At 62.9% G+C, this 24138-nt stretch carries 22 protein-coding genes, 1 tRNA gene and 2 pseudogenes; 16 read left to right on the forward strand and 9 right to left on the reverse strand.

Annotated features, from left to right (window positions below; genetic code table 11):
• Positions 1 to 5: 5 nt before the first annotated feature.
• Together AC0L39_RS16430 and AC0L39_RS16435 are read right to left on the reverse strand one after the other, a co-directional pair.
• Positions 6 to 770, reverse strand: a complete 765-nt coding sequence (locus AC0L39_RS16430) for an SDR family NAD(P)-dependent oxidoreductase (RefSeq protein WP_473259467.1) — start codon at positions 768 to 770, stop codon at positions 6 to 8.
• Between the two features lie 183 nt (positions 771 to 953).
• A tRNA-Thr gene (locus AC0L39_RS16435) sits at positions 954 to 1028 on the reverse strand.
• Positions 1029 to 1118: 90 nt separating this feature from the next.
• Here AC0L39_RS16435 and AC0L39_RS16440 point away from each other — a divergent pair.
• The 11 genes from AC0L39_RS16440 (at position 1119) to AC0L39_RS16490 (ending at position 10102) form a co-directional block, all read left to right on the forward strand.
• Positions 1119 to 1268, forward strand: coding sequence for a hypothetical protein (locus AC0L39_RS16440; protein WP_473259468.1), 150 nt, complete (start codon positions 1119 to 1121; stop codon positions 1266 to 1268).
• Between the two features lie 60 nt (positions 1269 to 1328).
• Entirely contained in the window at positions 1329 to 2015 is a 687-nt protein-coding gene (gpmA, locus tag AC0L39_RS16445) for a 2,3-diphosphoglycerate-dependent phosphoglycerate mutase (protein WP_473259470.1), read from the forward strand.
• Positions 2016 to 2029: 14 nt separating this feature from the next.
• Positions 2030 to 2524 (forward strand): 5-(carboxyamino)imidazole ribonucleotide mutase, encoded by a 495-nt coding sequence (gene purE, locus AC0L39_RS16450; protein WP_473259472.1) that lies wholly within the window; start codon positions 2030 to 2032, stop codon positions 2522 to 2524.
• Positions 2524 to 3603 carry a 5-(carboxyamino)imidazole ribonucleotide synthase gene (locus AC0L39_RS16455; RefSeq protein ID WP_473259474.1) on the forward strand — a complete coding sequence of 360 codons (1080 nt, stop codon included), beginning with the start codon at positions 2524 to 2526 and terminating at the stop codon, positions 3601 to 3603. Before purE ends, AC0L39_RS16455 begins: the two co-directional genes overlap by 1 nt.
• Positions 3600 to 4133: a dihydrofolate reductase gene (locus tag AC0L39_RS16460; RefSeq protein WP_473259476.1), complete on the forward strand. Its 534-nt coding sequence runs from the start codon at positions 3600 to 3602 to the stop codon at positions 4131 to 4133. The genes AC0L39_RS16455 and AC0L39_RS16460 overlap by 4 nt, the downstream gene beginning before the upstream one ends.
• A complete protein-coding gene (locus AC0L39_RS16465) occupies positions 4133 to 5059 on the forward strand; it encodes a bifunctional riboflavin kinase/FAD synthetase (protein WP_473259478.1) in 927 nt (308 codons plus the stop codon). The genes AC0L39_RS16460 and AC0L39_RS16465 overlap by 1 nt, the downstream gene beginning before the upstream one ends.
• A complete protein-coding gene (locus tag AC0L39_RS16470) occupies positions 5056 to 5892 on the forward strand; it encodes a glycerophosphodiester phosphodiesterase family protein (protein ID WP_473259480.1) in 837 nt (278 codons plus the stop codon). The genes AC0L39_RS16465 and AC0L39_RS16470 overlap by 4 nt, the downstream gene beginning before the upstream one ends.
• A complete protein-coding gene (locus AC0L39_RS16475; protein WP_473259482.1) occupies positions 5873 to 6106 on the forward strand; it encodes a hypothetical protein in 234 nt (77 codons plus the stop codon). Before AC0L39_RS16470 ends, AC0L39_RS16475 begins: the two co-directional genes overlap by 20 nt.
• A gap of 69 nt (positions 6107 to 6175) precedes the next feature.
• The gene (gene ileS / locus AC0L39_RS16480; RefSeq protein WP_473259484.1) at positions 6176 to 9166 is read left to right on the forward strand and encodes an isoleucine--tRNA ligase; all 2991 of its coding nucleotides are present in this window, start codon (positions 6176 to 6178) and stop codon (positions 9164 to 9166) included.
• Positions 9159 to 9689 carry a signal peptidase II gene (gene lspA / locus AC0L39_RS16485; RefSeq protein WP_473259486.1) on the forward strand — a complete coding sequence of 177 codons (531 nt, stop codon included), beginning with the start codon at positions 9159 to 9161 and terminating at the stop codon, positions 9687 to 9689. The genes ileS and lspA overlap by 8 nt, the downstream gene beginning before the upstream one ends.
• Positions 9690 to 9691: 2 nt before the next feature.
• A complete protein-coding gene (locus AC0L39_RS16490; RefSeq protein ID WP_473259488.1) occupies positions 9692 to 10102 on the forward strand; it encodes a DUF3035 domain-containing protein in 411 nt (136 codons plus the stop codon).
• Between the two features lie 15 nt (positions 10103 to 10117).
• On the opposite strand, the pseudogene AC0L39_RS16495 reads toward AC0L39_RS16490, so the two are convergent.
• Positions 10118 to 11417 (reverse strand): annotated as a pseudogene (locus tag AC0L39_RS16495) (hemolysin family protein).
• Positions 11418 to 11589: 172 nt separating this feature from the next.
• Here AC0L39_RS16495 and AC0L39_RS16500 point away from each other — a divergent pair.
• A pseudogene (locus tag AC0L39_RS16500) lies at positions 11590 to 12289 on the forward strand (YiaD family glycine zipper/OmpA-like lipoprotein).
• Between the two features lie 65 nt (positions 12290 to 12354).
• Here the strand turns inward: AC0L39_RS16500 and AC0L39_RS16505 are convergent.
• Positions 12355 to 13131: a 3'(2'),5'-bisphosphate nucleotidase CysQ gene (locus AC0L39_RS16505; protein ID WP_473259490.1), complete on the reverse strand. Its 777-nt coding sequence runs from the start codon at positions 13129 to 13131 to the stop codon at positions 12355 to 12357.
• 114 nt (positions 13132 to 13245) lie between these two features.
• Between AC0L39_RS16505 and sucC the strand changes: the two genes are divergently transcribed.
• Entirely contained in the window at positions 13246 to 14445 is a 1200-nt protein-coding gene (sucC, locus tag AC0L39_RS16510; protein WP_473259493.1) for an ADP-forming succinate--CoA ligase subunit beta, read from the forward strand.
• Between the two features lie 25 nt (positions 14446 to 14470).
• Here the strand turns inward: sucC and AC0L39_RS16515 are convergent, their stop codons facing one another.
• Positions 14471 to 15022 carry a DUF6265 family protein gene (locus AC0L39_RS16515; protein ID WP_473259495.1) on the reverse strand — a complete coding sequence of 184 codons (552 nt, stop codon included), beginning with the start codon at positions 15020 to 15022 and terminating at the stop codon, positions 14471 to 14473.
• A 203-nt stretch (positions 15023 to 15225) separates the two neighbouring features.
• On the opposite strand from AC0L39_RS16515, the gene AC0L39_RS16520 reads away from it, so the two are divergent.
• The 3 genes from AC0L39_RS16520 to AC0L39_RS16530 all read left to right on the forward strand — a co-directional run bounded on the left by AC0L39_RS16520 (position 15226) and on the right by AC0L39_RS16530 (position 17916).
• On the forward strand, positions 15226 to 15972 hold the full coding sequence (locus AC0L39_RS16520) for an electron transfer flavoprotein subunit beta/FixA family protein (protein ID WP_473259497.1): 747 nt from the start codon (positions 15226 to 15228) through the stop codon (positions 15970 to 15972).
• Positions 15973 to 16005: 33 nt separating this feature from the next.
• Positions 16006 to 16938 (forward strand): electron transfer flavoprotein subunit alpha/FixB family protein, encoded by a 933-nt coding sequence (locus tag AC0L39_RS16525; protein WP_473259499.1) that lies wholly within the window; start codon positions 16006 to 16008, stop codon positions 16936 to 16938.
• Positions 16939 to 17016: 78 nt separating this feature from the next.
• Entirely contained in the window at positions 17017 to 17916 is a 900-nt protein-coding gene (locus AC0L39_RS16530; RefSeq protein WP_473259501.1) for a TonB family protein, read from the forward strand.
• Between the two features lie 6 nt (positions 17917 to 17922).
• On the opposite strand, the gene AC0L39_RS16535 is transcribed toward AC0L39_RS16530, so the two are convergent.
• The 4 genes from AC0L39_RS16535 to AC0L39_RS16550 all read right to left on the reverse strand — a co-directional run bounded on the left by AC0L39_RS16535 (position 17923) and on the right by AC0L39_RS16550 (position 24118).
• Positions 17923 to 18588 (reverse strand): sigma factor, encoded by a 666-nt coding sequence (locus AC0L39_RS16535; protein ID WP_473259503.1) that lies wholly within the window; start codon positions 18586 to 18588, stop codon positions 17923 to 17925.
• Between the two features lie 70 nt (positions 18589 to 18658).
• Positions 18659 to 19141, reverse strand: coding sequence for a hypothetical protein (locus AC0L39_RS16540; protein ID WP_473259506.1), 483 nt, complete (start codon positions 19139 to 19141; stop codon positions 18659 to 18661).
• An 88-nt stretch (positions 19142 to 19229) separates the two neighbouring features.
• Positions 19230 to 20492: a DUF445 domain-containing protein gene (locus AC0L39_RS16545; protein ID WP_473262432.1), complete on the reverse strand. Its 1263-nt coding sequence runs from the start codon at positions 20490 to 20492 to the stop codon at positions 19230 to 19232.
• 74 nt (positions 20493 to 20566) lie between these two features.
• Positions 20567 to 24118, reverse strand: a complete 3552-nt coding sequence (locus tag AC0L39_RS16550) for an efflux RND transporter permease subunit (RefSeq protein WP_473259508.1) — start codon at positions 24116 to 24118, stop codon at positions 20567 to 20569.
• Positions 24119 to 24138 lie beyond the last annotated feature (20 nt).

Consider the following 24138-nt stretch of genomic DNA (forward strand, 5'->3'; position numbering starts at 1 on the left):
TGTGCTTAGAACTGGACGCGCTGGGTAAACCCGCCATCGACCACGATGTTCGCGCCGGTCATGTACGGAACGGCGGGGCTGGCGGTGAAGACGATGGCGTTGGCAACCTCGGTATCGTTGCCGAACCGGCCCATCGGCATTTTCGCCAGCGTGCCCTGGAACAGCTCGGGCATGGCGCCTTCGATGACCTCCCAGTTGCCGCCGGGATAATAGATCGCGCCGGGCGACACGCAGTTCACTCGGATGCCCTGCGGCGCGAGCGCCTGCGACAGCTGCGAGCCATAAGTGATCAGCGCGGCTTTCAAGGCATTGAAGGCTTGCGGTGCGATGAAGGTCTCGAGCGCGGCGGTCGAAGACATGAAGACAATCGATCCGCTGTCCGACTTGTCGAGATGCGGGGTCAGCGCCTCGACCCCGTTGACCGCGCCCATGATGTCGAAATCGAGCGCGTTCTGCCAATCGCCGGTGCCGCCCGTGCCGGAGCTGGATGCGGTGTGGATGAAGATGTCGCACCCGCCCAGCTCGCCAGCGGCCTTTTCCAGCCATGCTTTGTAGGCATCGCCGCCATCGTTCATGTCGAACACTTCGGCAAAGACCTTGCCCGGACCGGCGGCGTCGATCGCTTTCTTGGCGGCTTCGATCTTGTCGTCCTTGCGACTGAAGAACGCGACGTCGGCGCCCTCGGCTGCAAACAGTTTGAGCGAGGCAAGGCCCAGCCCGTGCGCGCCGCCGTTCATGATGACTTTCTTGCCCTTGAGTCCCAGATCCATCGCAAGCTCTCCCAATGCGTCCTGTGTGAAGGACAAGGGATAGCGGAGCGCAGCGGCAAAGCGCACTCGTCAAAAGTGGGGGTAGTGGAGGGAGAACGACTTGGAATGGTGCGAGCCGCAGGCCAATCCAAGCGGGCCGGATGGCTCGCGCCCGGCGTCTGAGGGTCAACAAATAAGGGAGAATGGTGCCACGAGAGAGAATTGAACTCTCGGCCTCGTCATTACCAATGACGCGCTCTACCACTGAGCTACCGCGGCACTCTCAAACAGGCGCGCGCTATTGTCGCGTCGGCCCGCAATGTCAAGCATGGCTTGAAGCCTGCCGCCGATAACGGCAAGGCATTTCGCATGAGTGAAGACAAGAGCAAGAATCTGTCGCGTGAAGAGCGTCTCGCAGCAAAACTGCGCGAGAACCTGCGCCGCCGTAAAGCGCAAGGGCGCGCATTGAGCAGCGAATCGGACGCGAGCGGGGTTTCCAAGGATGGCGACCAGGGCTAGTGGATCGGGCAGATGATCTTCTAGAAACCAATGCCCGAAGCTAAACAATTCGGAGAGCAAATGCCCAAACTGATCCTCGTGCGCCACGGGCAGAGCCAGTGGAACCTCGAAAACCGCTTCACCGGCTGGTGGGACGTCGACCTCACCGAAAAGGGCGTGGCCGAGGCCAAGGCGGCGGGCACGCTGATGAAGGAGAAGGGCGTCCTGCCCACCATCGCCTTCACCTCCTACCAGACCCGCGCGATCAAGACGCTCAATCTCGCGCTGGAAGAGATGGACCGGCTGTGGCTGCCGGTGATCAAGGACTGGCGCCTTAACGAACGTCATTATGGCGGGCTGACCGGGCTCAACAAGCAGGAAACGCGCGACAAGCACGGTGATGAACAGGTGCATATCTGGCGGCGCAGCTTCGACACCCCGCCCCCTCCGATGGAGCCGGGCAGCAAATACGATCCCGGTGCCGATCCGCGCTATGATGGCATCGCCGTCCCGAACACCGAAAGCCTGAAGCTCACGATCGAGCGCGTCCTGCCCTATTGGGAAAGCGACATCCTGCCGGTCCTGCGCAGCGGCGAGACGGTCATCATCTCCGCGCATGGCAACAGCCTGCGCGCGCTGGTCAAGCACCTGTCGAACATCTCCGACGAGGACATAACGGGGCTGGAGATTCCCACAGGCCAGCCGATCATCTATGACTTCGATAACGATATGGTGCCGGGCGAACGGTACTACCTGAAAGACAGCTGAGGATCGCACCGCTCATGGGGGCAGAAAACAAGGGACGGGTCGCAATCGTCATGGGCAGCCAATCGGACTGGCCGACGATGAAATGCGCCGCCGAAGTGCTGGGCGAACTGGAAGTCGAGCACGAGGCGCGGATCGTCTCCGCCCACCGCACGCCTGACCGCATGAGCGCCTTTGCAAAAGGCGCCGAAGGCGAAGGCTTCGACGTGATTATCGCAGGCGCAGGCGGAGCGGCGCACCTGCCCGGCATGATCGCGGCGATGACCCATCTGCCTGTCCTTGGCGTGCCCGTGCAGTCAAAGGCACTGTCGGGCTGGGACAGCCTGCTCTCCATCGTGCAGATGCCCGCCGGAATTCCTGTCGGCACTCTGGCCATCGGTGAAGCAGGTGCAAGGAATGCCGGCCTGATGGCGGCCGCGATCCTTGGCTTGTCAGATGAAGAGCTGTCCGAGCGGCTTCAGGATTGGCGCGCATCGCGCACCGCAGATGTCGGCGAGGCACCGGTAGACTGATGGCCAGCACACCACTTGCCCCCGGATCGACCATCGGCATCCTTGGCGGAGGTCAGCTTGGCCGGATGATGGCGATGTCCGCCGCGCAGCTCGGGTATCGCACCATCGGCTACGCCCCGCCGGGCGATAACATCGCGGCCTCTGCCTGCGCCGATTTCTTCGAAAATGGCTGGGGCGAGCGCGATGCGATTGCGGCGTTTGCTTCGCAGTGCGACATCGTCACGTGGGAATTCGAGAACGTCCCGCTATCCGCGGTCGAGGTCGTTCCGGAAACCATGCTCGCTCCGCATCCAAAGGCGCTGGGCATCGCGCAGGACCGGTTGCAGGAAAAGCAGTTCGTCGAGCAGCTCGGTGCCAGATGCGCGCCCTACATGCGGGTGGAAAGCGATGACGATTTCGCCCGCGCGGTCGAGCAGATCGGCGCGCCCGGCATCCTCAAGACCGCGCGCGATGGTTATGATGGCAAGGGCCAGTGGCGCATCGGCAATGCGCATGATGCACAGGGCGTCCGCTTTCCGGGTCGGCCCTGCATCTATGAAGGCATGGTCGCGTTCGAGACCGAATTCTCGGTCATCCTCGTGCGCGGACGGGATGGCGAAGTGCGCTTCTGGGATTCGACCGCGAACACACACCAGGGCGGCATGCTGGTCCATTGCGTACTGCCAGCAGGCGATCTGGTCGAAAGCCAGGTCGAGGCGGCGCGCAATATCGCCTCCAAGACCGCCGAAGCGCTCGATTATGTCGGCGTGCTGACGCTCGAATTCTTCGCCACGAAAAGCGGGCCGGTGTTCAACGAAATGGCACCGCGCGTGCACAATTCCGGGCACTGGACCATCGAAGGGGCTGCGACGAGCCAGTTCGAGAACCACATCCGCGCCATATGCGGCCTGCCGCTGGGCGAAACCGCCACCCGCTTTGCCAGCGTGGACATGCGCAATATCGTCGGCGAGGATGCGCTCACCGCGCACTCCATCCTCGCCGAGAGCGGCGAGCCGCACCTGCATCTCTACGGCAAGCGCGAGGCACGCTCCGGGCGCAAGATGGGCCATGTCACGCGAGTGAGCCACAACCTGCCGTGAACGCCCCTGCCGAGCCTGAAATCGTCCTCATTTACGCCCGCGCCGCCAACGGCGCGATCGGCTATGAAGGACGCCTGCCGTGGCACCTGCCCGACGATCTCAAGCGGTTCAAGGCGCTCACCATGGGCAAGCCCATGATCATGGGCCGCAAGACGTTCGAGAGCCTGCCCGGCCTGCTTCCCGGTCGCCGCCACATCGTGCTGTCGCGCCGCGACCATTGGGACAGCGAAGGGGCTGAGATCGCGCATTCGGTTGCCGAAGCGCTGGTGCTTGCACAGCGGGACAACGATACGGGCGAGATTTGCGTGGTTGGCGGTTCGGCGATCTACGACGTATTCCGCGCCCTCGCCCAGCGGATCGAGGTGACCGAAATCGACCGCGATTTTCCCGGCGACACCTTCATGAAACCGCTCGGCGAGGAATGGATCGTGACCGCGCGCGAGGATTTTGCGGCTGATGGCGACACACCCGCTTACGCTTTCGTCACCTATGAAAGAGCGACCGATCACAAGGCGCGGGGCATCGCCTGATGCGCTGGCTCGATCACCGCGAAGAGGTTGCCGGCGCGCTGCGCGGGGCGGTGATCGCGCTCGGGAATTTCGACGGTTTTCACTCGGGGCATCAGGCCGTCGCTGGCGAGGCGATCAAGTGGGCGCATGAAGAGGGCCGCCCTTCGATCATCGCCACGTTCGACCCGCATCCGGTGCGCTTTTTCAGGCCCGATGTGCCGCCCTTCCGCCTGACAACGCTCGAGCAGCGGCAGGAGCTCTACCTCGCGGCAGGCGCGACCGCGATGCTGGTGTTTCACTTCGACAAGGCACTGGCGAGCACCAGCGCGGAAGATTTCATCACCGAGATCCTGTGTGAGCGCTTCGGCGCGCATGGCGTGGTGACCGGCGGGGATTTCACGTTTGGCCAGGGAGCGAAGGGCAATGTCGACCTGCTGCGCGGCTTCGGCAGCGAACACGGCCTGAAAAGCCGCGTGGTCGAGCCAGTAAAAGGGCAAGGCGAGGTCGTCTCCTCCAGCCGAGTGCGCGAGGCGCTGCGCGAGGGTAATCCGCAGCTCGCCGCGCAGCTTCTCACCCGCCCCTTCGCGATCCGGGGCATTGTCGAGCACGGCGACAAGAATGGGCGCAAGCTTGGCTATCCCACCGCGAACGTCTCGGTCGAAAGCTATCTGCGCCCCCGGTACGGCGTCTATGCCGTGACGGGCCGTATCCTCAGCACCGGCGAGGAGCTGAAAGGCGCGGCCAATCTCGGCATCCGCCCGCAATTCGAGCCGCCCAAGGAGCTGCTTGAACCCTATTTCTTCGATTTCTCCGGCGATCTCTATGGCCAGGAAATCGAGGTCGCTTTCCACCACTTCCTGCGCGGCGAGGCGAAATTCGATACTCTGGATGCGCTGACGGAGCAGATGGAGCGCGATTGCGATGAGGCTAAACGGCTGCTTTCATGAGGAAATTTGCACTGTGGGGCGGGATGGCGTTCGCCGTCCTTTTCCTGATCCTGTCGGTCACCAATGCCAGCTGGCTCGCCCCCAATCCCGCTGGCGCGCCCAAGCTGATCGCGCACCGGGGCCTCGCGCAGGATTTCGACCGCACCGGGGTTGAGCGCGACACCTGCACCGCGACCCGTATCGAGCAGCCCTATCATGACTATCTCGAAAACACCGTCGCCGGGATCAAGCGCGCGCAGAAACTCGGCGCGTGGCTGGTCGAGGTCGATATCGCGCCCACCAGTGACGGAGAAATCGTGCTGTTCCATGACTGGACGCTCGATTGCCGCACCGATGGCAGCGGCGAAGTGCGCGGCGCGACGCTTGCGGAGCTGAAAGCGCTCGATATCGGCTATGGCTACACCGCCGATGGCGGCAGGACCTATCCCTTTCGCGGGCAGGGTGTGGGCGCAATGCCGACGCTGGAAGAAGGCGTGGAGGCGCTGCGGGTGCGCGACCGGCTGATGTACAATTTCAAATCGGGTGATGCGGGCGAGGCGGATCTTGTCGCGGCAAAACTCGCAGAACTGGGCCGCGACCCGGCGGCGCGCGGCGATGCGTTCTACGGGCACCCGGCCCCGGTGAACCGCATCCGCGAGCTTTACCCCGACGTGTGGGCGTGGAGCCCGGCACGAGGCGCGCACCTGCGCGGAAGATTACATCGCGGTCGGCTGGAGCGGCTACCTGCCCGAAAGCTGCCGCGGCAAGACGATGGTGATCCCGGTCAATTATCAATGGCCGTTCTGGGGCTGGCCCAACCGCCTGATCGCGCGGATGGAAGCCTATGGCGGTGAGGTCATCGTCACCGGGCCGTATGTGGAGGGCGAGCCCAATACCGGCCTCACCCTGCCCGAACAATTCACCGAAATCCCCAATTCCTTCAACGGTTACGTCTGGGTCGAGGACGGCTTTACCGCGATGCCGGCATTGTTTCCCAGCTTCGATGATCGCAGCCAGGAAGAAATCGACGCGGCGCAGGCGGCGCTGGAAAGACGCAGACAGGAATAGGGCGGTCAGAACCAAGCCGCTCAATTAGGGTTTATCGCAGCCGCGAGATGCCCTAACGCGCCTTCCGATATGTCAGACAGCAAACGCGACTTCAAAGATACGGTCTTCCTGCCCAAGACCGATTTCCCGATGAAAGCCGGCCTTCCGCAGAAGGAACCGGGTATCGAGGCGCGCTGGCGCGAGATCGATCTGTACGCGAAACTGCGTGAGGCGCGCGCGGGCCGCGAGAAGTTTATCCTCCATGACGGCCCGCCTTACGCCAATGGCGACATGCATATCGGCCATGCGCTCAACCACATCCTCAAGGACATGGTGTGCCGCGCGCAGAACCTGATGGGCAAGGACGCACCCTACGTGCCGGGCTGGGATTGCCACGGCCTGCCCATCGAGTGGAAGGTCGAGGAGCAGTACCGCAAGAAGAAGAAGAACAAGGACGAGGTTCCCGCAAAGGAATTCCGCGCCGAATGCCGCGCCTATGCGCAGCACTGGGTCGATACCCAGCGCGAGCAGCTGAAGCGTCTTGGCATCATGGGCGATTGGGCCAATCCCTATCTCACCATGGACCCGCAGGCCGAAGGCACGATCGTCGCCGAGCTGATGAAGTTTGCCGAAGCGGGGAACCTGTACCGCGGGTCCAAGCCGGTGATGTGGTCGCCGGTGGAGAAGACCGCGCTGGCCGAGGCTGAGGTTGAATATGAGGACCTGACGGACTCGCCGCAGATCGACGTGGCGTTCGAGATCACCGAAAGCCCGATTGAGGAGTTGGTCGGGGCGCACGCGGTGATCTGGACGACGACCCCTTGGACGATCCCGGTCAATCAGGCTTTGGCCTATGGGCCGGAGGTTGAATATGTAGCAGTCAAATACATTGAGCCACGTCTAGTCCAAACTTCAAGGCCTGGCGACCCGAACACAAATGCGAATTTTGATGAACGGACACAGACTTTTATCTTGGCGAGGGAACGGCTTGATCACCTAAGGAAAGGATTGGCGCAAACTGCTTCCACTCGGCTCGGCGGCGTTATGATGCTTGCCGAGCAGGTTACCTTCAAAGAAGCCTGGTCAGGCAAAGGCTCCGACCTGGCCGGAACCAAGGTCCGCCACCCGATGCACCATCTCGGCGGGTTCTACGCCACGCCGCGCCCGATGCTTGCGGGCGATTTCGTTACTACCGAGAGCGGCACCGGCATCGTCCACATGTCGCCCGATCACGGCGAGGACGATTTCGAGCTGTGCAAGGCGAACGGCATCAATCCGGTCTTCGCGGTCATGGACGATGGCCGCTATCGCGACGACTGGCTCTGGCTCGGCGGGGATGACGAGCGCCGCCGCAGCGTCATCAACAAGCCCTTCAACGCGCCCGACGGGCCGATCTGCAACGATCTGCGCGAAGCAGGCGCGCTGCTCAGTGCGAGTGCAGACTACGAACACTCCTACCCGCATTCATGGCGCTCCAAGGCCAAGGTCATCTATCGCTGCACGCCGCAATGGTTTGTGCCGATGGACAAGGACTTGCCGTGGCTCGAGCCGAAAACGCCCGAGGATCGCAGCTGGGAAAGCGAAGGCGGAGCCATCGACCAGAGCGAAGAGACACTCTGCGCCGCTCCGACCCTGCGCGAGCGTGCGATGGAGGAAATCGAGCGCGTGAAGTTCATCCCTGAAAAGGGCCGAAACCGCATCGGCTCGATGGTCGAAGGCCGCCCCGACTGGGTGCTGTCCCGCCAGCGCGCATGGGGCGTGCCGATCACGCTGTTCGTGCGTCCCGATGGCACGTACCTGCAGGACGAGGCGGTCAATGCGCGCATTGTCGCCGCCGTGCACAAGGACGGCGTCGATGCATGGGACGAGGCGCGCAAGGCCGAATTTCTCGGCGACGATCACAATCCGGACGACTACGAGATGGTCACCGACATCCTCGACGTGTGGTTCGATAGCGGTTGCACCCACGCCTTCGTGCTGGAATCAGGTCGCTGGCCGGACCTGCAATGGCCCGCCGATCTCTATCTCGAAGGGTCCGACCAGCATCGCGGCTGGTTCCAGTCCTCGCTGCTGCAAAGCTGTGCCACGCGGGGCCGTGCGCCCTACGATCAGGTGCTGACCCACGGCTTCACGATGGATGCCAAGGGCAAGAAGCAGTCGAAATCGCTCGGCAACACCACCGATCCGGTCAAGATGATGGAACAGACCGGCGCGGATATCATCCGGCTGTGGGCGCTGAGCGTCGATTTCACCGAAGATCACCGCATCGGCGATGAAATCATCAAGGGCGTGGGCGACCAGTATCGCCGCCTGCGCAACACCTTCCGCTACCTGCTCGGCGCGCTCGACGGATTCGTCGGGGACATGTCCGACAGCGGCGAGATTCCCGAACTGGAGCTGTATGTCCTGTCGCTGCTGAGCGAGCTTGATGGCAAGCTCAAGAAGGCAGCGATGGAGTACGACTTCAACACCTACACCCGCCTGCTGGTCGATTTCTGCAATGAGGACCTCAGCGCGTTCTTCTTCGATATTCGCAAGGACACGCTCTATTGCGACGGGCCGGAATCGACCGCTCGCAACGCCTATCGCACCGTGCTCGACCTGCTGTTCCACGCGCTGGTGCGCTATGCCGCGCCGGTGCTGGTCTTTACCGCTGAAGAAGTGTGGCAAACCCGCTATCCCGAGGACGGCGAGCAGGAGGGCAGCGTTCACCTGCTCGAATGGCCGAGCGTGCCCGCCGTGCCCGCCGACCGCGCGAAGTGGGAAAAGCTGCGCGCGCTCCGTGAACGCGTGACCGAGGCGATCGAGCCGCTGCGCCGCGACAAGGTCATCCGCTCAAGCAACGAAGCCGTCGTCACCGTGCCCGCCAGTGCCGTGCCCGAGGGTGTAAGCGATGAGCAGCTTGCCGAATTGTTCATCACCGGGACAGTGACGCGCGGGCAAGCGGACGAAGTGACTGTCGCCAAATCCACCGATGCCAAATGCGGGCGCTGCTGGCGCTTGCTGCCCGATGTGCCGGAAGACGGCGACCTGTGCGGGCGGTGCGCAAGCGTCGTCGGCGAGGAGCCCGTCAGTGGCTGATCTTTTCACCCGCAACCGGATCATCGGATTGGTGCTCGCCATCTTCATCGCGGTCGCCGACCAGGTGATCAAGTGGTATGTGATCGGCCCGCTCGCCTTGCGCGAAGTGCGCAATATCGAGCTGCTGCCGTTTTTCGATCTCACCTATACCGAGAACCGGGGCATATCGCTTGGCATGTTGCAGGCGACGAACATGGAAATGCGGTTTCTGCTGGTGGCGATGACCGCCGCCATCGCGCTGATCGTGTTCGTGTGGATGCTGCGCGAGAAAAAGCTCGGCGATATCGCCGGGCTGGCGATGATCCTGGGCGGGGCGATCGGCAATATCCGCGACCGCTGGGACCTGGGATATGTCATCGATTATGCCGACCTGCATTTCGGCACGTTCCGCCCCTTCCTCATTTTCAACGTCGCCGATGCGGCTATCACCATCGGCGTTGTCATCATCCTTGCGCGGAGCCTGTTCCTCAGCGAAAAGGATGATGACGAACTGGACGCCAAGACCGTCCCATCGGAGAATTGAATATGCGTATTGTAAAGACCGTCATCCTCCTGACCGCCGGCAGCGCCATGCTGGCCGCGTGCGGCGGCAACGGAATTTTCAACCGCGACCGTCCGGACGAGTTTGCCGTGCAGCGGCAGGCCCCGCTGGTGGTCCCGCCGGATTTCACGCTCACCCCGCCCGCACCCGGCGCACCGCGTCCGGTCGAGGGCACGGCGCAGGATCAGGCGCTTGAGGCGCTGTTCGGCGGCACGGCCCCGCGCAGCCAGATCGAAACCAGCGCGATCGACCGCGCGGGTGCGGCTGCTCCGGGAATTCGTTCACAGGTCGGCGATCCGGGCACGAATACCGTCGCCAAGGGCCGCGTAACCCGCGACATCATCGCCGCGCCCGAAGGTGACGGCCAGGCGGCGCAGGCGGTCATACCGGGCTGATTTTCCGCCCTCCGACTAGATAACTTCGCGGCGCACCAGCATCTGGTCGATCCGGCGGTTGTCCATGTCGACCACCTCAAACAGCCAGCCCTGGTCGCTGAAGGTTTCCCCCGCAACCGGCAGCCGTTTGAGCACTGACAGCGCATAGCCCGCCGCCGTGCCGAACTCGCGGTCTTCGCCGTAATCGAGGCCGAGCCGGTCGGCGAGCGCGTCCGCTGACAGAGCGCCCGATACGAGCAGCGACCCGTCCTTGCGTTCAACGATTTGCGGGATATCGCCTTGGTCGAGGTCGCTGGCGAAATTGCCTGCGATTGCAACCAGCAGGTCGACCGGGGTCACGATCCCTTCGAAATGGCCGTATTCGTCGTGGACCACGGCCATCGCGATATCGGAGGATTGCAGGACCCGCAGCGCATCGAGCGCGTCGAGCTGGTCGGGCACGACCTCGCCCTTGTGCATCATGTCGCGGATCACGACCGTCTCGCCCGCGACCAGCGCGGCAAGCACTTCGCGGACCTTGACGATGCCGAGGATCGCATCGGGCGCACCCTCGGCGACGGGGAGGAGTGAATGCGGGCTGTCGTCGATCGCTTGCTTGATCTGCTCATTGTCTGCATCGGCCTCGATCCAGTCGATCTCGGTGCGCGGCGTCATCATTTCGCGCACGGGCCGCTCGGCCAGGCGAACCACACCGGTCAGGATCTGGCGCTGTTCGACCTCGATCACGCCGGACCGGGTCGCTTCGGCAAAAATCATCTGCAGCTCTTGAGCCGTTAGCGAGCTTTGACCCTTCGACCGGATGCCGAAGAGCGCGATGAGCGTTGCCGACGATTTGTCGAGCAGCCACACCAGCGGCGCGGCAACGCGCGCCAGTAAGTCCATTGGCCGCGCCATGACCAGCGCAATCGGGACGAGCCGATTTGAGCGCAAGCTGCTTGGGCACCAGCTCGCCAACGACGAGCGTGAAGTAGGTTGTGAACGCGATGGCGATGATGAACCCGACATCGCCCGCAATGTCGGCAGGCACGCCGAGCAGCGCCAGTCGCTCGCCCAGTGGGCCGCCAAGGCTTGCACCCGAATAGGCACCGGCGATGATGCTGATGAGCGTGATGCCGATCTGCACCGTGCTCAGGAATTTGCCCGGCTCCTCCGCCAGCCGCAAAGCGATCCGGGCGCTCACGGAGCCATCCTCACGCCGGGCTTGCAGGCGCGAGGTCTTGGCCGAAACGATCGCCAGCTCGGACATGGCGAACACGCCGTTGAGCACGATGAGCCCGGCAATGATGAGCAGGTCTGTCCAGGGAAATGGTGTCACGCCCATCCCGCTAGCACAAATGGTCCGACTTGCCAGCCCGGCGATCGCTGCCAGCCGTGCGAAAACATGTGACGCACCACACGCAAGGCTGGGCGATATTTTCAGGAACGTGTTGCGCCGCCAGCAATTGATTGAGCACGGAGTTCAAGAATAATTTCTGGAGGATAATACAATGAAAACAACACGCATCCTGCTTTCGGGCACCGCCGCTCTCGCGCTTCTGGGCACCAGCGCCTGTGTCACCGACCCCAATACCGGCGAACAAAAGGTTTCGCGCACCGGAATCGGTGCTGCGGTGGGCGGCACGCTCGGCTACCTGCTTGGCGGCGTGGTCGGCGGCGACACCGCCCGCATCATCGGAGCAGGCATCGGCGGCAGCGCCGGCGCAGTGGTCGGCAAGCAATTCGATGACCAGATCAAGGAACTCGACGAGCAGACCGCAGGCAGCGGCGTCGATGTCGAGGAAATCGGCGATGGCGATGCGATTCTCGTGCGCCTGCCCGATGGCGTTACCTTCGCCAGCGGTTCGGCTCGACATCAATCCCGGCTTTTACGACACGCTCAACACCGTCGCAGACAGCCTGGTGCAGTATCCCAACAGCCTCATCAATATTTACGGCTTTACCGACACGACCGGTTCGGAAGCGCTCAACCAGCGCCTGTCCGAACAGCGCGCCGATGCGGTGGCGAACTATCTCGCCTCGCGCGGTGTCGCCCGCGCCCGGATGGAGACGGAAGGATACGGTGAACGCTATGACTATCTTCGCGTGAAGACCGGTGACGGGGTGAACGAGCCGCTCAACCGCCGCGTCGAAATCAAGATCATTCCGGTCACACAGGATGACGTTGCAGCCGCGCGCGCTGCCAACTGATTTCTTTGCGAACACCAATCAAGGGGGGCCGGTCCGCAGGGACTGGCCCCTTTTTTATCGGAACCCTATCGCAGCTGCGCCGCGCGCTCGGCCAGCCGTGCGACGGCTTCGGTGTGTATTCCGGGCGCGCAGACCAGCACCCCGAAATCGCGCGGATCGTGCTTGTTATAGGCGAGCGGCTGTCCAAAGGCGTCCGACACCACTGCGCCAGCTTCGCGCGCGATCAGTGTCGCCGCGGCAACATCCCACTCGAACCCCCAGCGCAGGGTAACGACAAGGTCGGCGCGGTTGTCTGCCACCATCGCGATGCGCAGGGCAATGGAATTGGGCTTTTCGACCGCGACGAGGTCCGAATCGGCGCTCGGAAGCTGGTCCACAGGCACGCGCGCACCGCTGAATTTCCGCCGCGCGCTGGCGGCAAGCGGTTTGTCGTTGAGCGTCGCTCCCTGTCCGGCGACCGCGCACCATTCCTCGCCGCGCGCAGGTGCCGCGAGTATCCCGATCAACGGCTTGCCCGCATTCACCAGCGCGACCGAAATCGCCCAGCCGGTGCGCCCGCGCACGAAATCGCGCGTTCCGTCGATCGGATCGACCAGCCATAACAGGTCGCTGCCCATGCGCGCCTTGTCATCCACGCTTTCCTCCGAAAGCCATCCGGCCGATGGCAGAAGCGCGGCCAGCTCCCGCCGCAGGAACCGGTCCACTTCGAGGTCGGATTCGCTCACCGGATCGCCCGGCGTCTTTTCCCAGCTGTGCAGCGCATGCCCTGCCCCCGGCCAGCGCGAATGGGCTATCCGGCCCGCTTCGCGGACGATTTCGAGAAGGCGAGACCTGTCAATCATGAGAGGTCCTGTCGTGAAGGCACACTCGCCACTTTTCAAGTCGTGCGAACCCCCTTAGGGCGGTCATCAACACGAGTCTCTCCCCAGCGATCAGAACAAAGGGATCACGCTGCCATGAACGTCCACGAATACCAGGCCAAGGAATTGCTCAAGGAACGCGGCATCGCTGTTCCCGATGGCCATGCCGCCCTTACCGTCGAAGAAGCGGTGGCCGCGGCCAAGCAGCTGCCCGGACCGCTCTATGTCGTGAAGGCACAAATCCACGCTGGCGGACGCGGCAAGGGCAAGTTCAAGGAGCTGCCCGAGGACGCGAAAGGCGGCGTGCGCCTCGCCCAGAGCATCGAAGACGTCGAATCCGACGCGCGCGACATGCTCGGCAACACACTGGTCACGATCCAGACCGGCGATGAGGGCAAGCAGGTCAACCGCCTCTATGTGACCGATGGCGTGGATATCGAAAGCGAATATTACCTTGCCATGCTGGTCGACCGCGCAACCGGACGGGTCGCGATGGTCGCCTCGACCGAAGGCGGCATGGATATCGAGGATGTCGCCCACAACACGCCCGAGAAGATCACGACGATCACGATCGACCCGGCGCAGGGCTTCATGCCGCATCATGGCCGCGCCGTGGCGTATGCGCTCGAGCTGGACGGCGCTGTGAACAAGGCGTGTCAGAAGCTGGCAAAACAGCTCTACACCGCGTTCATGTCGCTCGACTGCGAGATGCTGGAAATCAACCCGCTGGTCGAAACGAAAGATGGACAGCTGCTCGTGCTCGACACCAAGATGAGCTTCGATGGCAACGCGCTCTATCGCCACCCTAATGTCGAGGAAATGCGGGATGAAACCGAGGAAGACCCTGCCGAAGTTGAGGCGAGCGAATACGATCTCGCCTATATCAAGCTCGACGGGAACATCGGCTGCATGGTCAACGGCGCCGGTCTTGCAATGGCGACGATGGACATCATCAAGCTGAACGGAGCATTCCCGGCCAACTTCCTCGACGTGGGCGGCGGCGCGACCAAGGAAAAGGTCACAGCCGCCTTCAAGATCATCCTCAAGGACCCGGCGGTGGAAGGCATCCTCGTCAACATCTTTGGCGGCATCATGAAGTGCGACATCATCGCCGACGGCATCGTCGCCGCAGCGAAGGAAGTGAACTTGTCGGTTCCGCTGGTCGTTCGGCTCGAAGGCACCAATGTCCAGAAGGGCAAGGACATCCTTGCGGGTTCGGGCCTGCCCATCGTAGCGGCGGACGATCTGGGCGACGCGGCGAAAAAGATCGTCGCCGAGGTCAAGCAGGCGGCGTGATCGATGCGGTCGCGTGGGCGGAGGTTCAGTCTCCGCCTACGCGATCAAATCGAAAAACCAGCTCACTGATTTCCGGCTCGCTTTTCATGCGGACGGCGGCGACCAGTCCCTTGCCCGGAGCCTGTGGGTCGGCGCAGCGCAAGGTCAGCGCATGGAAATACGCCGCGCACGGCTCGACCGCGACGAGGCGAAAAGTGAGCATCTCGTCCTTTTCCTCCCAGCCGGTCAGGTCGGCGTTGAAATGCTTGAGCCGCAGCACCAGAGTGTCCTCTTCCTGCATGAGGTAGAGAATTTCGGTGAAGCGGATCGCGCCCTCCCCGGTTTCTTGCACGAACGTGCCGACCATCGTGCCGCCGCTCGGAGGAAGCCAGCTTTCCATTGCCGGGGCGCCGCCGATACCCTCGCCCGACCACTGCCCGGCAAGCCAGTCCATCTGGTCGAGCGTGGCAGGAGGCGATTCGAAACCATCCGCGCCCAGCCGGGTCTCCGGCCTGATCTCCTGTTCGGCCTCCTGCGCGTTTGCAGGGCCCGCCAGAATCGCTGCTGCCGCCAAGGCTGCGCTGAATAATTGCCGCATAAAATCCTCCAGGTGCCCGCTAATATAGCGCGCGCGGGCAAAATCACCTAGCGATGCTGGAACAGGCGCACCGCCCTGTTCGTTGCTATTTCGATAGGACGATCAACTTGACGTTTACGTAAACGCAATCTAGGTCGCGTCTCGAAAGTTTCGCCGTGCACGGCGCGTAACCGCGTCGCCACGCCAATGGGAAAGGAAATCACATGAAAATCCTCGTCCCCGTCAAACGGGTGATCGATTACAACGTGAAGCCGCGCGTGAAAGCCGATGGCTCGGGCGTTGATCTTGCAAACGTCAAGATGAGCATGAACCCGTTCGACGAGATCGCGGTCGAAGAAGCGATCCGGATCAAGGAATCGGGCAAGGCCGAAGAAATCGTCGCCGTTTCCATCGGCCCGGCAAAGGCGCAGGAAACGCTGCGCACCGCGCTCGCCATGGGTGCAGACCGCGCGATCCTTGTCGAGACCGATGAAGAGGTCGAACCGCTCGCCGTCGCCAAAATCCTCAAGGCGATTGCCGATGAAGAACAGCCTGGCCTCGTCCTGCTGGGCAAGCAGTCCATTTCGGATGACAGCAACCAGACTGGCCAGATGCTTGCCGCGTTGATGGGCCGTCCGCAGGGCACTTTCGCCAACACCGTCGAAGTGGACGGTGACAGCGTGTCGGTTAAGCGCGAAGTCGATGGGGGCCTCGAAACCGTCAAGCTGACGCTTCCGGCCATCGTCACCACCGACCTTCGCCTGAACGAGCCGCGCTATGCCTCGCTCCCGAACATCATGAAGGCGAAGAAGAAGCCGCTCGATAGCAAGACGCCGGCGGATTACGGCGTAGATATCGCCCCGCGTCTCACCACCACCAACGTTGCCGAACCGCCCGTCCGTCAGGCCGGTGAAAAGGTCGAAGACGTCGCCGCGCTGGTCGAGAAGATCAAGGCGCTCGGGATCGCTTGAGGCGCCCCGCGAGCAGGAAAGGATATTACGGACATGAACACTCTGGTTCTGGTCGAACACGACAATAACAGCGTCAATGACGCAACTCTCGCAGTGGTCACCGCTGCCTCGCAGATCGGCGAAGTGACCGCTCTGGTCGCCGGTCACGATTGCGGATCGGTCGCCGAGGAAGCCGCCAAGATCGCAGGCGTGGCCAAGGTGCTAAAGGCGGACGATGCCGCTTACGGCGAATTCCTCGCGGAAAACGTCGCACCGCTCGTCGCGGGTCTGATGGATGGCTACGACGCCTTCCTCGCGCCCGCCACGACTTCGGGCAAGAACATCGCCCCGCGCGTCGCTGCGCACCTCGATGTGATGCAGATTTCGGACATTCTTTCGGTCGAAGGCGACAAGACCTTCACCCGTCCGATCTATGCCGGGAACGCGATCGCAACCGTGCAGTCCTCCGATCCCAAGCTGGTCATCACCGTGCGCGGAACCGCGTTCGAGAAGGCCGAAACCGAGGGCGGCTCTGCGACAATCGAAGACGCGAGCGGTCCCGGCGACGCCGGTATCTCAAGCTTCGTCAGCCGTGAAGTCGCCGATGGCGGCGACCGGCCTGAACTTGCGAGCGCCAACGTCATCGTATCGGGCGGCCGCGCGCTGAAGGACAGCGAAACCTTCGAGCAGATCATCAACCCGCTCGCCGACAAGCTCGGCGCGGCCATCGGCGCATCGCGCGCTGCGGTCGATGCAGGCTATGTGCCAAACGATTACCAGGTCGGCCAGACCGGCAAGATTGTCGCACCGGAGGTCTACATCGCCATCGGCATTTCGGGCGCGATCCAGCACCTTGCCGGGATGAAGGATTCCAAGGTTATCATCGCCATCAACAAGGACGAAGACGCACCGATTTTCCAGGTCGCAGACATCGGCCTCGTCGCGGACCTTTACAATGCGGTCCCCGAACTGACGAACGCGCTGTAAGGGCGCGCGCCCTTTCGAAAAACTGAAGATTGTCAAAGGCCTCCGCTGCGCTAATCTGCGCAGCGGAGGTTTTTGTTTATGCGGTTTCACGCACTCGCCAGTCTCGCAGCAGCAGCCGGGCTGCTTGGCATTGCCCCAGTCAAGGCTGCGGTCGGTGACGAGCCGGTTGTCATTGAGCCCAGCACGAACTGGAACGTCGATTTCGGGGACAACAAGTGCCGCCTCGCGCGGGCTTACGGCAAAGGTGAAAACCGCCATCTGATCTTCTTCGATCAATGGGGACCGCGCAAGAAGTTCGGCTTCACCGCGGCTGGCCCCAGCTTCGACCGCTTTCGTGCGGGCCGCGAAGTTGAAGTCCAGTTCGGCGATGCTCAGGATATGCGGCCCACAACGCCCATGATTGGCGACGTGGAGGGCATCGGTGCGGCGGTGATCTACTCATCTTTATCATTCGAGGAGGATAATGATGACAGTGACGATAACTCCGAAGCCTCGGGCCAGCCGGTGCTTCCCTCGATCGACATCGATTACGCTCGCAGCGTGAACGCAATCACGCTCAAGCAGGGCAACCGCATGGTCAGGCTGATGATCGATGACTTGTCCGAAGCGTTAACGGTCATGAACAAATGCTCGGAAAACCTCATTACCGTATGGGGGCTCGATCTTGAGCAGCACAAGACGGCCATTCGCCGGGTAAAGTGGACAAACAGCAAGACGGTAAGTTCTCGGATAGCAGGCAAATATCCACGCACAGCTTTACGGCGCGGAGAGCAGGGCATCATGCGGATGCGGGTGAACGTAAACGCTGAGGGAAAGGTCACGCACTGCGCGATATACAAGGCGACGCTCACCGAATCGCTCGAATCGCCGGCTTGCAGGTCAATGGACAATGCGACATTCGCCCCGGCGCTCGATGCTGAAGGTCAACCCATGCCGTCCTATTATCTGACGAGTATCACCTACCGGATGAGCCGCTAGGCGGCTTCACACCCCCACTACCTTCGCGCAGTTCCGCATGGTCCGCCGCACGATCTGGCGGCGCTGTTCTGCGGTAAACTTGTGCCCCTCGCGCGCAGAAGAATCGCGGTCGAACAGGTGATCGAAGACAATCGCGCGCTCATGTTCGGGGGCCTCCAGCCGGTCGAGCATTCGGTCCATCATCGAGCGCGTCAGGCGGTCGCTGGCCGCGCGCTCCAACCGGGCCTGCGCGCCCTCATCGACGATCTCGAACACCCCTTCCTGCGCCAAGCCATCGACGCGCGCTCGCAGCCCTTCGAGCGAGGTGGTCGTGATACCGGCGGCGCGTGCGCTGCGCCTCTGGTCAAGCCGCACGCGGTGGCGCAGGCTCTGGAGCTCGCGGCGAATGTGCCATGTCACATGGGTCGAAAAGCTGGCCCTGGCAGGCTCGAAGCTGGCGAGTGCGCGGTGGACGCCAATCGCTGCCACCTGCTCTGCGTCCTCGCGGATATCGGTGAGGCCATATCGCCGGATGAGCCGCGCCGTTCGCGGGGCAAGCAGCGCCAGCAATCCGGCGAATTCACGCTCGCTCGCCGCCGCGCCGTCCGGCCAGCACTCCGCACTGCTTAGCTGCCGGGCAATTCGTTCGATTGCACCAGCGCTGCCGCTCGCTTCCCCCTGCGATCCGCCCATTGCTCGCACTCCCCCCACTCCCAGTGCGGAGGTCTTGCCCGGACGGTATTAGCGAGACGCTGACGGACGCCTAGGTTTCCACGCGTAGCTCATGGCCGATCCGGGATACACGCTGTCTGCGCGGTGTCCCCGGTACTCGCGCGCGGCGCTTGGCCGTATCCTTGTGGTCCGAGACAAGCCGGGCTGCGCTCGCAATCGCGTCCTGGATATTGCCTGCGTTCAGCGCCGAGGCGCAGCAAGCACATTCGCGCTGCGCCTCGTGGGTGCGGTCATAGGTCACGACCTGCGCGAGCAGCGCGAACAGTCGATACCGCGCCTCGGCGAAGGCTTCTGCATCGGCGCCAGCGTCGAGCACGGCGAAATACAGCTCCTCGTGCGGGGAATTCGAGCGTTTCTGAGGCCGCCACAGGGCGCGCCCCGCGATCACGCATCCGCCGGATCCGACGTCGAGCACGCACGGCGCGCGGGCGGTTACAAGCGCGCCATTGATGACGCATTGCGCACCGGCTTCCAGCTCAACCGTCTGCGGTTTCCTGACAATATTCTTGGTCATGCTTGTCGTTATAGACCGCAGCCACGGTTAACGGGCGCTCACGGACAGTGTTAGGGGGTCACGCGTAGGCCGGTGCCGGCGAGGCGCGTTACAGGAAGCTGGTGATGAAGTGCAGCGTCATGCCGACGAGCCCGCCGACCAGTGTTCCGTTGATACGGATGAACTGGAGGTCGCGGCCAACCGCGTTTTCGATCCGCCCGGTAATCGTGGTCGCGTCCCAGCGCTTCACCGTTTCCGAAACCAGCGTCACGATTTCGGAGCCATAGCGCGTCGCCACGCCAACAGCCGTGCGGCGCGCGAAGCGGTTGATCTGCATTTGCAGCCGCTCGTCCTGTTTGAGAGCCACGCCGAGATCGGCCAGACCCTTGCGCATCTCGGCGCCAATCCCGCTATCGCTTTCGCGCGCGCGGCGGATCAGCGATTGACGGATACGCTCCCACACGCCCATCCACCACTCGGCCACCGCCGGGTTCTCGATGAGATCGCGCTTCATTTCCTCGGCCCGCTCGCGCGTTGCAGGATCGTGCTGCAAGTCCTGGCTCAGCTTGGCGAGGCCCTCTTCGATCTTGTGGCGCAGCGGGTGCTCGGGATCGACCAGCACTTCGGCCAGCAGCTTGTAGAGACCGTCGAGCACACTCGAAGAGATGCGCTCGTCCAGCCCCGTCCAGCGCAGCACGGCATTGGCGCGTTTGTGGATGATGTCCTTGACCGTCTCTTCATTGTCTTCGAGCGTCAGGCCAGCCCAGCGGATGATCCCGTCGATCAGCGGCAAGTGCCGGGAGTCCGTCATCGCACTTTCAAGCATCCGGCCTGCGAGCGGCGAGACGTCGATCTTGGCAAACTGGCCCGCGAGACCGGAACGGACCTGGTTGCCGAGCCGGTCGGGGTCGAGCGATTCGAGCACTTCTGCCAGCAATTCCGCCGCGCCGCCGGTGATCCGCGAACGGGCGTCCGGACCGGAGCTCTCCGGGCTTGCGACGAGGAAATCGCCGACCGCCTTGGCGACATTCATGCCCGACATGCGCCGCGCGACGACCGCCGGGGTGAGGAAGTTTTCGCGCAGGAACTGCGCCATCGTGTCGGCGATACGGTCCTTGTTCTGCGGAATGATCGCGGTGTGCGGGATCGGCAGGCCAAGCGGGTGGCGGAACAGGGCCGTTACCGCGAACCAGTCGGCCAGACCGCCCACCATCGCCGCCTCGGCGAATGCGTTCACATACCCCCAGGCCGGGTGATTGCCGAGCAGGCCGTGGGTGGTGAAGAACAGCACCGCCATCGCGACGAGCATGCCGGTCGCGGTCCAGCGCATCCGCCGGGCGCGGTCCGCGCTTAGCGGCTCTCCGCCGAACATCAGGGGTACGGGACGCGCCTCAGTCATCGGCTCGCCCTCTGCCCGAAAAATGGGTGCGCGTCACCTCTGCAGGATTACTCCGCAGGTTCCGCTCCGGGCGGAAGTCGCGTGGCCGGGATAGCGCCCGTCGGGGCAGAGCCCGATGGTGCAGGGCCGCCGGGATACGGCCGGTCAGGCGAAGGCTCCCCCGCGCCCGGTCCATACGGCTTCGTATCGTCGCCCGGCTTGTAGGTCAGCATCCGCTCGCGCAGCCACGGACCGACGCGCCGCTCAAACGAATCGGCAAGGCTGAATCCGGCAGGCACGATCACGAGGGTGAGCATGGTCGAGAGGATCAGCCCGCCGATCACGACGATGCCCATCGGCTGCCGCCACGCACCATCGCCCGACAGCGAGATCGCGGTCGGTACCATACCGGCGGTCATTGCGACGGTGGTCATCACGATCGGCTGCGCGCGCTTGTGCCCGGCTTCCATGATCGCCTCGATCTGTTCCGTCCCACGCGCCATTTCCTCGATCGCGAAATCGATCAGCAGGATCGAGTTTTTCGACACGATCCCGAGCAACAGCAAGATCCCGATATAGACCGGCATCGATTGCGCCATGCCCAGCAGCCATACGAGCAGGATACCGCCCAGCGGTGCGAGCGCCAGCGAGGTCATGTTGACCAGTGGGCTCATCAGGCGCTTGTAGAGCAGGACGAGGCAGGCAAACACCAGCAGCACGCCGGCGATGATTGCGACGATCAGGTTCTGCACCAACTCCTGTTGCCATTCATCTTCGCCCACGACATCGCGGATGACGCCTGTGGGCAGCTCTTGAAGGACGGGTAGCGCGTCGACCTGCGCCTGTGCTTCGCCCTTCAGCGCGCCGGCGGCCAGATCGGCCCCGACCAGGACGCGGCGGCTCTGGTTGTAGCGCTGGATCGCGGTTGGCCCCGATCCGAAGCTGATATAGGCCACCCGCCTGAGCGGGACGGTCCCGCCGCTTGCGGTCTGGACGGGCAGGTTCTCGATCGTTGTAAGGTCGGTGCGCGCATCCTCCGACAATTTGACGCTGATCGGGATCTGCCGATCCGCAAGCGAGAAGCGCGCGGCGTTTTGCTCGATTTCGCCAAGCGTCGCGATGCGGATCGTCTGGCTCAGCGCAATCGTCGTGACGCCAAGCTCCGCGGCGATTTCCTCACGCGGGGTGATGATGATCTCGGGCCGGTTGAGATCGGCGCTGATGCGCGGCGCGACCAGCGAATTCAGACCCTTCATCTGCTCGACCAGGGTTGCTGCGGTTTCGTCGAGCAATTCGGGATCGGACCCTGCCAGCATGACGGTGAGATCGCGGCCCGACCCGAACCCGCCGCTTTGCGAACGGAACCGGACGCGCGCATCGGCAACCTGCGCAAGCTGCGGGGCAAGCTCGCGTTCAAATTCAATCGAAGTGCGTTCGCGGTCATCGGTCAGCTTGATGAAGATGGTCGAATTGCCGATCCGGATGCGTTGCAGCATGCGTTCGACTTCGGGTTGCTGATCGAGCAGGTCATAGACCCTGTCGGACACGATTTTCGTGTCGTCCAGCGTCGTTCCCGGCACCATCTCGATTTCGACCGAGGAGTTTTCATCGTCGATGGTCGGCTGAAACTGCGGCGGGATCTGGCCGAACAGCAGGATCGTGACAAGGAACGAGAACCAGCCGACGCCCAGCATCCAGATCCGGTGATCGTAGAACCGTGCCGAGAGGTATTTCGCGCTTTGACCGAACCGGCTGTCAAAATTTGTCGGCAACTCGAAAAGCTTGAAAGTGAGCCAGCCCGCGACGAAGGAAATGATCGATACGAACACCAGAAGCACGATGTCGAACAGTTTGAACGCGAGGAAATGGGCCCAGCTGTTGGGGTCGCTGGACACTGCCTCGGCGGCGCGTTTCGGGATATCGAATTCCGACAATGCGCCGTAGCTGAGGAACATCGCCGCAGCGGTTGCCGCGAGGATCGCGAGCGTCGCGGCGAGCAACATGATCGTATAGAGCAACCGCGAGCGCGGCGGCTCCACACCCTCACGCCGGTCCACCATCTTGCCGCGATTGAGCGTCCATCCCAGCACGCTCATATAGCGGTCCATCCACGGACCCTCGCCATGCGAGGCGTGGCCTTTGGAGGCGAGGAAATAGGCGGCCATCAGCGGCGTTATCATGCGCGCGACTGCCAGCGACATCAGCACCGCGACCACAACGGTCAGGCCGAAATTCTGGAAGAATTGCCCGGAAATGCCCGGCATCAGGCCGACCGGCAGGAACACCGCGACGATGCAGAAACTGGTCGCGACCACAGGCAGGCCGATCTCGTCGGCGGCGTCGATGCTTGCCTGATAAGGCGTCTTGCCCATCCGCATGTGCCGCACGATGTTCTCGATCTCCACGATCGCATCATCGACCAGCACGCCTGCCACCAGCGCAAGCGCAAGCAGCGACAGGAAGTTCAAATTGAACCCGAGCAGGTCCATGAAAAAGAAGGTCGGGATCGCCGAAAGCGGGATTGCAACCGCGCTGATGAAGGTCGCGCGCCAATCGCGCAGGAACAACAGCACCACGACGATGGCAAGCACCGCGCCTTCGATCAGCGCCTTGATCGAGCTTTTGTACTGGCTGTCGGTATAGGTCGTGCTGGTGAACATCCTGATGAAGCGGACGCCGTCGGTTTCCGCCTCGATCTTGTCCATTTCCGCCAGCGCGGCCTCGTAGACCGTAAGGTCGGACGCCCCGCGCGCGCGGTTCATGAAGAAGTTCACAACTTCGCGGTCGCCAACCTCGCTGATCGAATTGCGCTCTGCAAAACCGTCGCGCACGCGCGCCACGTCGGCGAGGCGAACGGTGCGCCCGCCGCCAAGCTGGATCTGCCGCTGCGACAACTCGAACGCGGTATCGTCATTGCCGAGGACGCGCAGCGACTGGCGGGTGCCGCCCACCTCTGCAAGACCGCCAGCAGCGTTCACGTTCGACACGCGCAGCACCGAATTGATTTGCGAAGCAGTCACGCCCAGCGCCTGCATCTTGGCCGGGTCGAGGATCACTTCGATCTCGCGGTTGACCCCGCCGAAACGCTGGACTTCGGCCATGCCCTCGATCTTGAGCAAGCGTTTCGCGACCGTGTCGTCGATGAACCAGCTGAGCTGTTCGATGGTCATGTCGTCCGCTTCGACGGCGATATAGCCGATCGCCTCTCCGGCGACGTTGACCTTGGAAACACGCGGTTCGAGGATGCCGTCGGGCAGGCTGCCGCGCACGCTGTCGATCGCGGTTTCAACCTCGTTCACCGCTTCGATGATTTCGGTGCCGATCTCGAATTCGACGAAGGTCTGCGAATTGCCTTCGCTCGCGGTGGACTGGATCGAGTTGACCCCGTTGATCGAGCGCAGCGCGCTTTCGACGCGCTGGGTGATCTGGTTCTCGATTTCGGTCGGGGCTGCGCCGGGCTGCGAGATGTTGACGATCACGGCAGGGAAATCGACGTCGGGATTGTTGGTGACGTCCATGCGCAGAAAACTGACGATCCCGGCGAACAGCAGCGCTGTGAACAGCACAAGCGGGATCACCGGGTTCCGGATTGACCAGGCAGAGAGATTTCTGAAATTCATGTCGTTCCTGTCAGTCTCTT

The organism is Erythrobacter sp. K21-9, assembly GCF_055808355.1.

What these genes read in the sequence shown, in the direction of transcription:
- AC0L39_RS16430 (WP_473259467.1), bottom strand. Translation starts at nt 770, where the DNA reads ATGGATCTGGGACTCAAGGGCAAGAAAGTCATCATGAACGGCGGCGCG.
- AC0L39_RS16440 (WP_473259468.1), top strand. Translation starts at nt 1,119, where the DNA reads ATGAGTGAAGACAAGAGCAAGAATCTGTCGCGTGAAGAGCGTCTCGCA.
- gpmA (WP_473259470.1), top strand. Translation starts at nt 1,329, where the DNA reads ATGCCCAAACTGATCCTCGTGCGCCACGGGCAGAGCCAGTGGAACCTC.
- purE (WP_473259472.1), top strand. Translation starts at nt 2,030, where the DNA reads ATGGGGGCAGAAAACAAGGGACGGGTCGCAATCGTCATGGGCAGCCAA.
- AC0L39_RS16455 (WP_473259474.1), top strand. Translation starts at nt 2,524, where the DNA reads ATGGCCAGCACACCACTTGCCCCCGGATCGACCATCGGCATCCTTGGC.
- AC0L39_RS16465 (WP_473259478.1), top strand. Translation starts at nt 4,133, where the DNA reads ATGCGCTGGCTCGATCACCGCGAAGAGGTTGCCGGCGCGCTGCGCGGG.
- AC0L39_RS16470 (WP_473259480.1), top strand. Translation starts at nt 5,056, where the DNA reads ATGAGGAAATTTGCACTGTGGGGCGGGATGGCGTTCGCCGTCCTTTTC.
- AC0L39_RS16475 (WP_473259482.1), top strand. Translation starts at nt 5,873, where the DNA reads ATGGAAGCCTATGGCGGTGAGGTCATCGTCACCGGGCCGTATGTGGAG.
- ileS (WP_473259484.1), top strand. Translation starts at nt 6,176, where the DNA reads ATGTCAGACAGCAAACGCGACTTCAAAGATACGGTCTTCCTGCCCAAG.
- AC0L39_RS16490 (WP_473259488.1), top strand. Translation starts at nt 9,692, where the DNA reads ATGCGTATTGTAAAGACCGTCATCCTCCTGACCGCCGGCAGCGCCATG.
- AC0L39_RS16505 (WP_473259490.1), bottom strand. Translation starts at nt 13,131, where the DNA reads ATGATTGACAGGTCTCGCCTTCTCGAAATCGTCCGCGAAGCGGGCCGG.
- sucC (WP_473259493.1), top strand. Translation starts at nt 13,246, where the DNA reads ATGAACGTCCACGAATACCAGGCCAAGGAATTGCTCAAGGAACGCGGC.
- AC0L39_RS16515 (WP_473259495.1), bottom strand. Translation starts at nt 15,022, where the DNA reads ATGCGGCAATTATTCAGCGCAGCCTTGGCGGCAGCAGCGATTCTGGCG.
- AC0L39_RS16520 (WP_473259497.1), top strand. Translation starts at nt 15,226, where the DNA reads ATGAAAATCCTCGTCCCCGTCAAACGGGTGATCGATTACAACGTGAAG.
- AC0L39_RS16525 (WP_473259499.1), top strand. Translation starts at nt 16,006, where the DNA reads ATGAACACTCTGGTTCTGGTCGAACACGACAATAACAGCGTCAATGAC.
- AC0L39_RS16530 (WP_473259501.1), top strand. Translation starts at nt 17,017, where the DNA reads ATGCGGTTTCACGCACTCGCCAGTCTCGCAGCAGCAGCCGGGCTGCTT.
- AC0L39_RS16535 (WP_473259503.1), bottom strand. Translation starts at nt 18,588, where the DNA reads ATGGGCGGATCGCAGGGGGAAGCGAGCGGCAGCGCTGGTGCAATCGAA.
- AC0L39_RS16540 (WP_473259506.1), bottom strand. Translation starts at nt 19,141, where the DNA reads ATGACCAAGAATATTGTCAGGAAACCGCAGACGGTTGAGCTGGAAGCC.
- AC0L39_RS16545 (WP_473262432.1), bottom strand. Translation starts at nt 20,492, where the DNA reads ATGTTCGGCGGAGAGCCGCTAAGCGCGGACCGCGCCCGGCGGATGCGC.
- AC0L39_RS16550 (WP_473259508.1), bottom strand. Translation starts at nt 24,118, where the DNA reads ATGAATTTCAGAAATCTCTCTGCCTGGTCAATCCGGAACCCGGTGATC.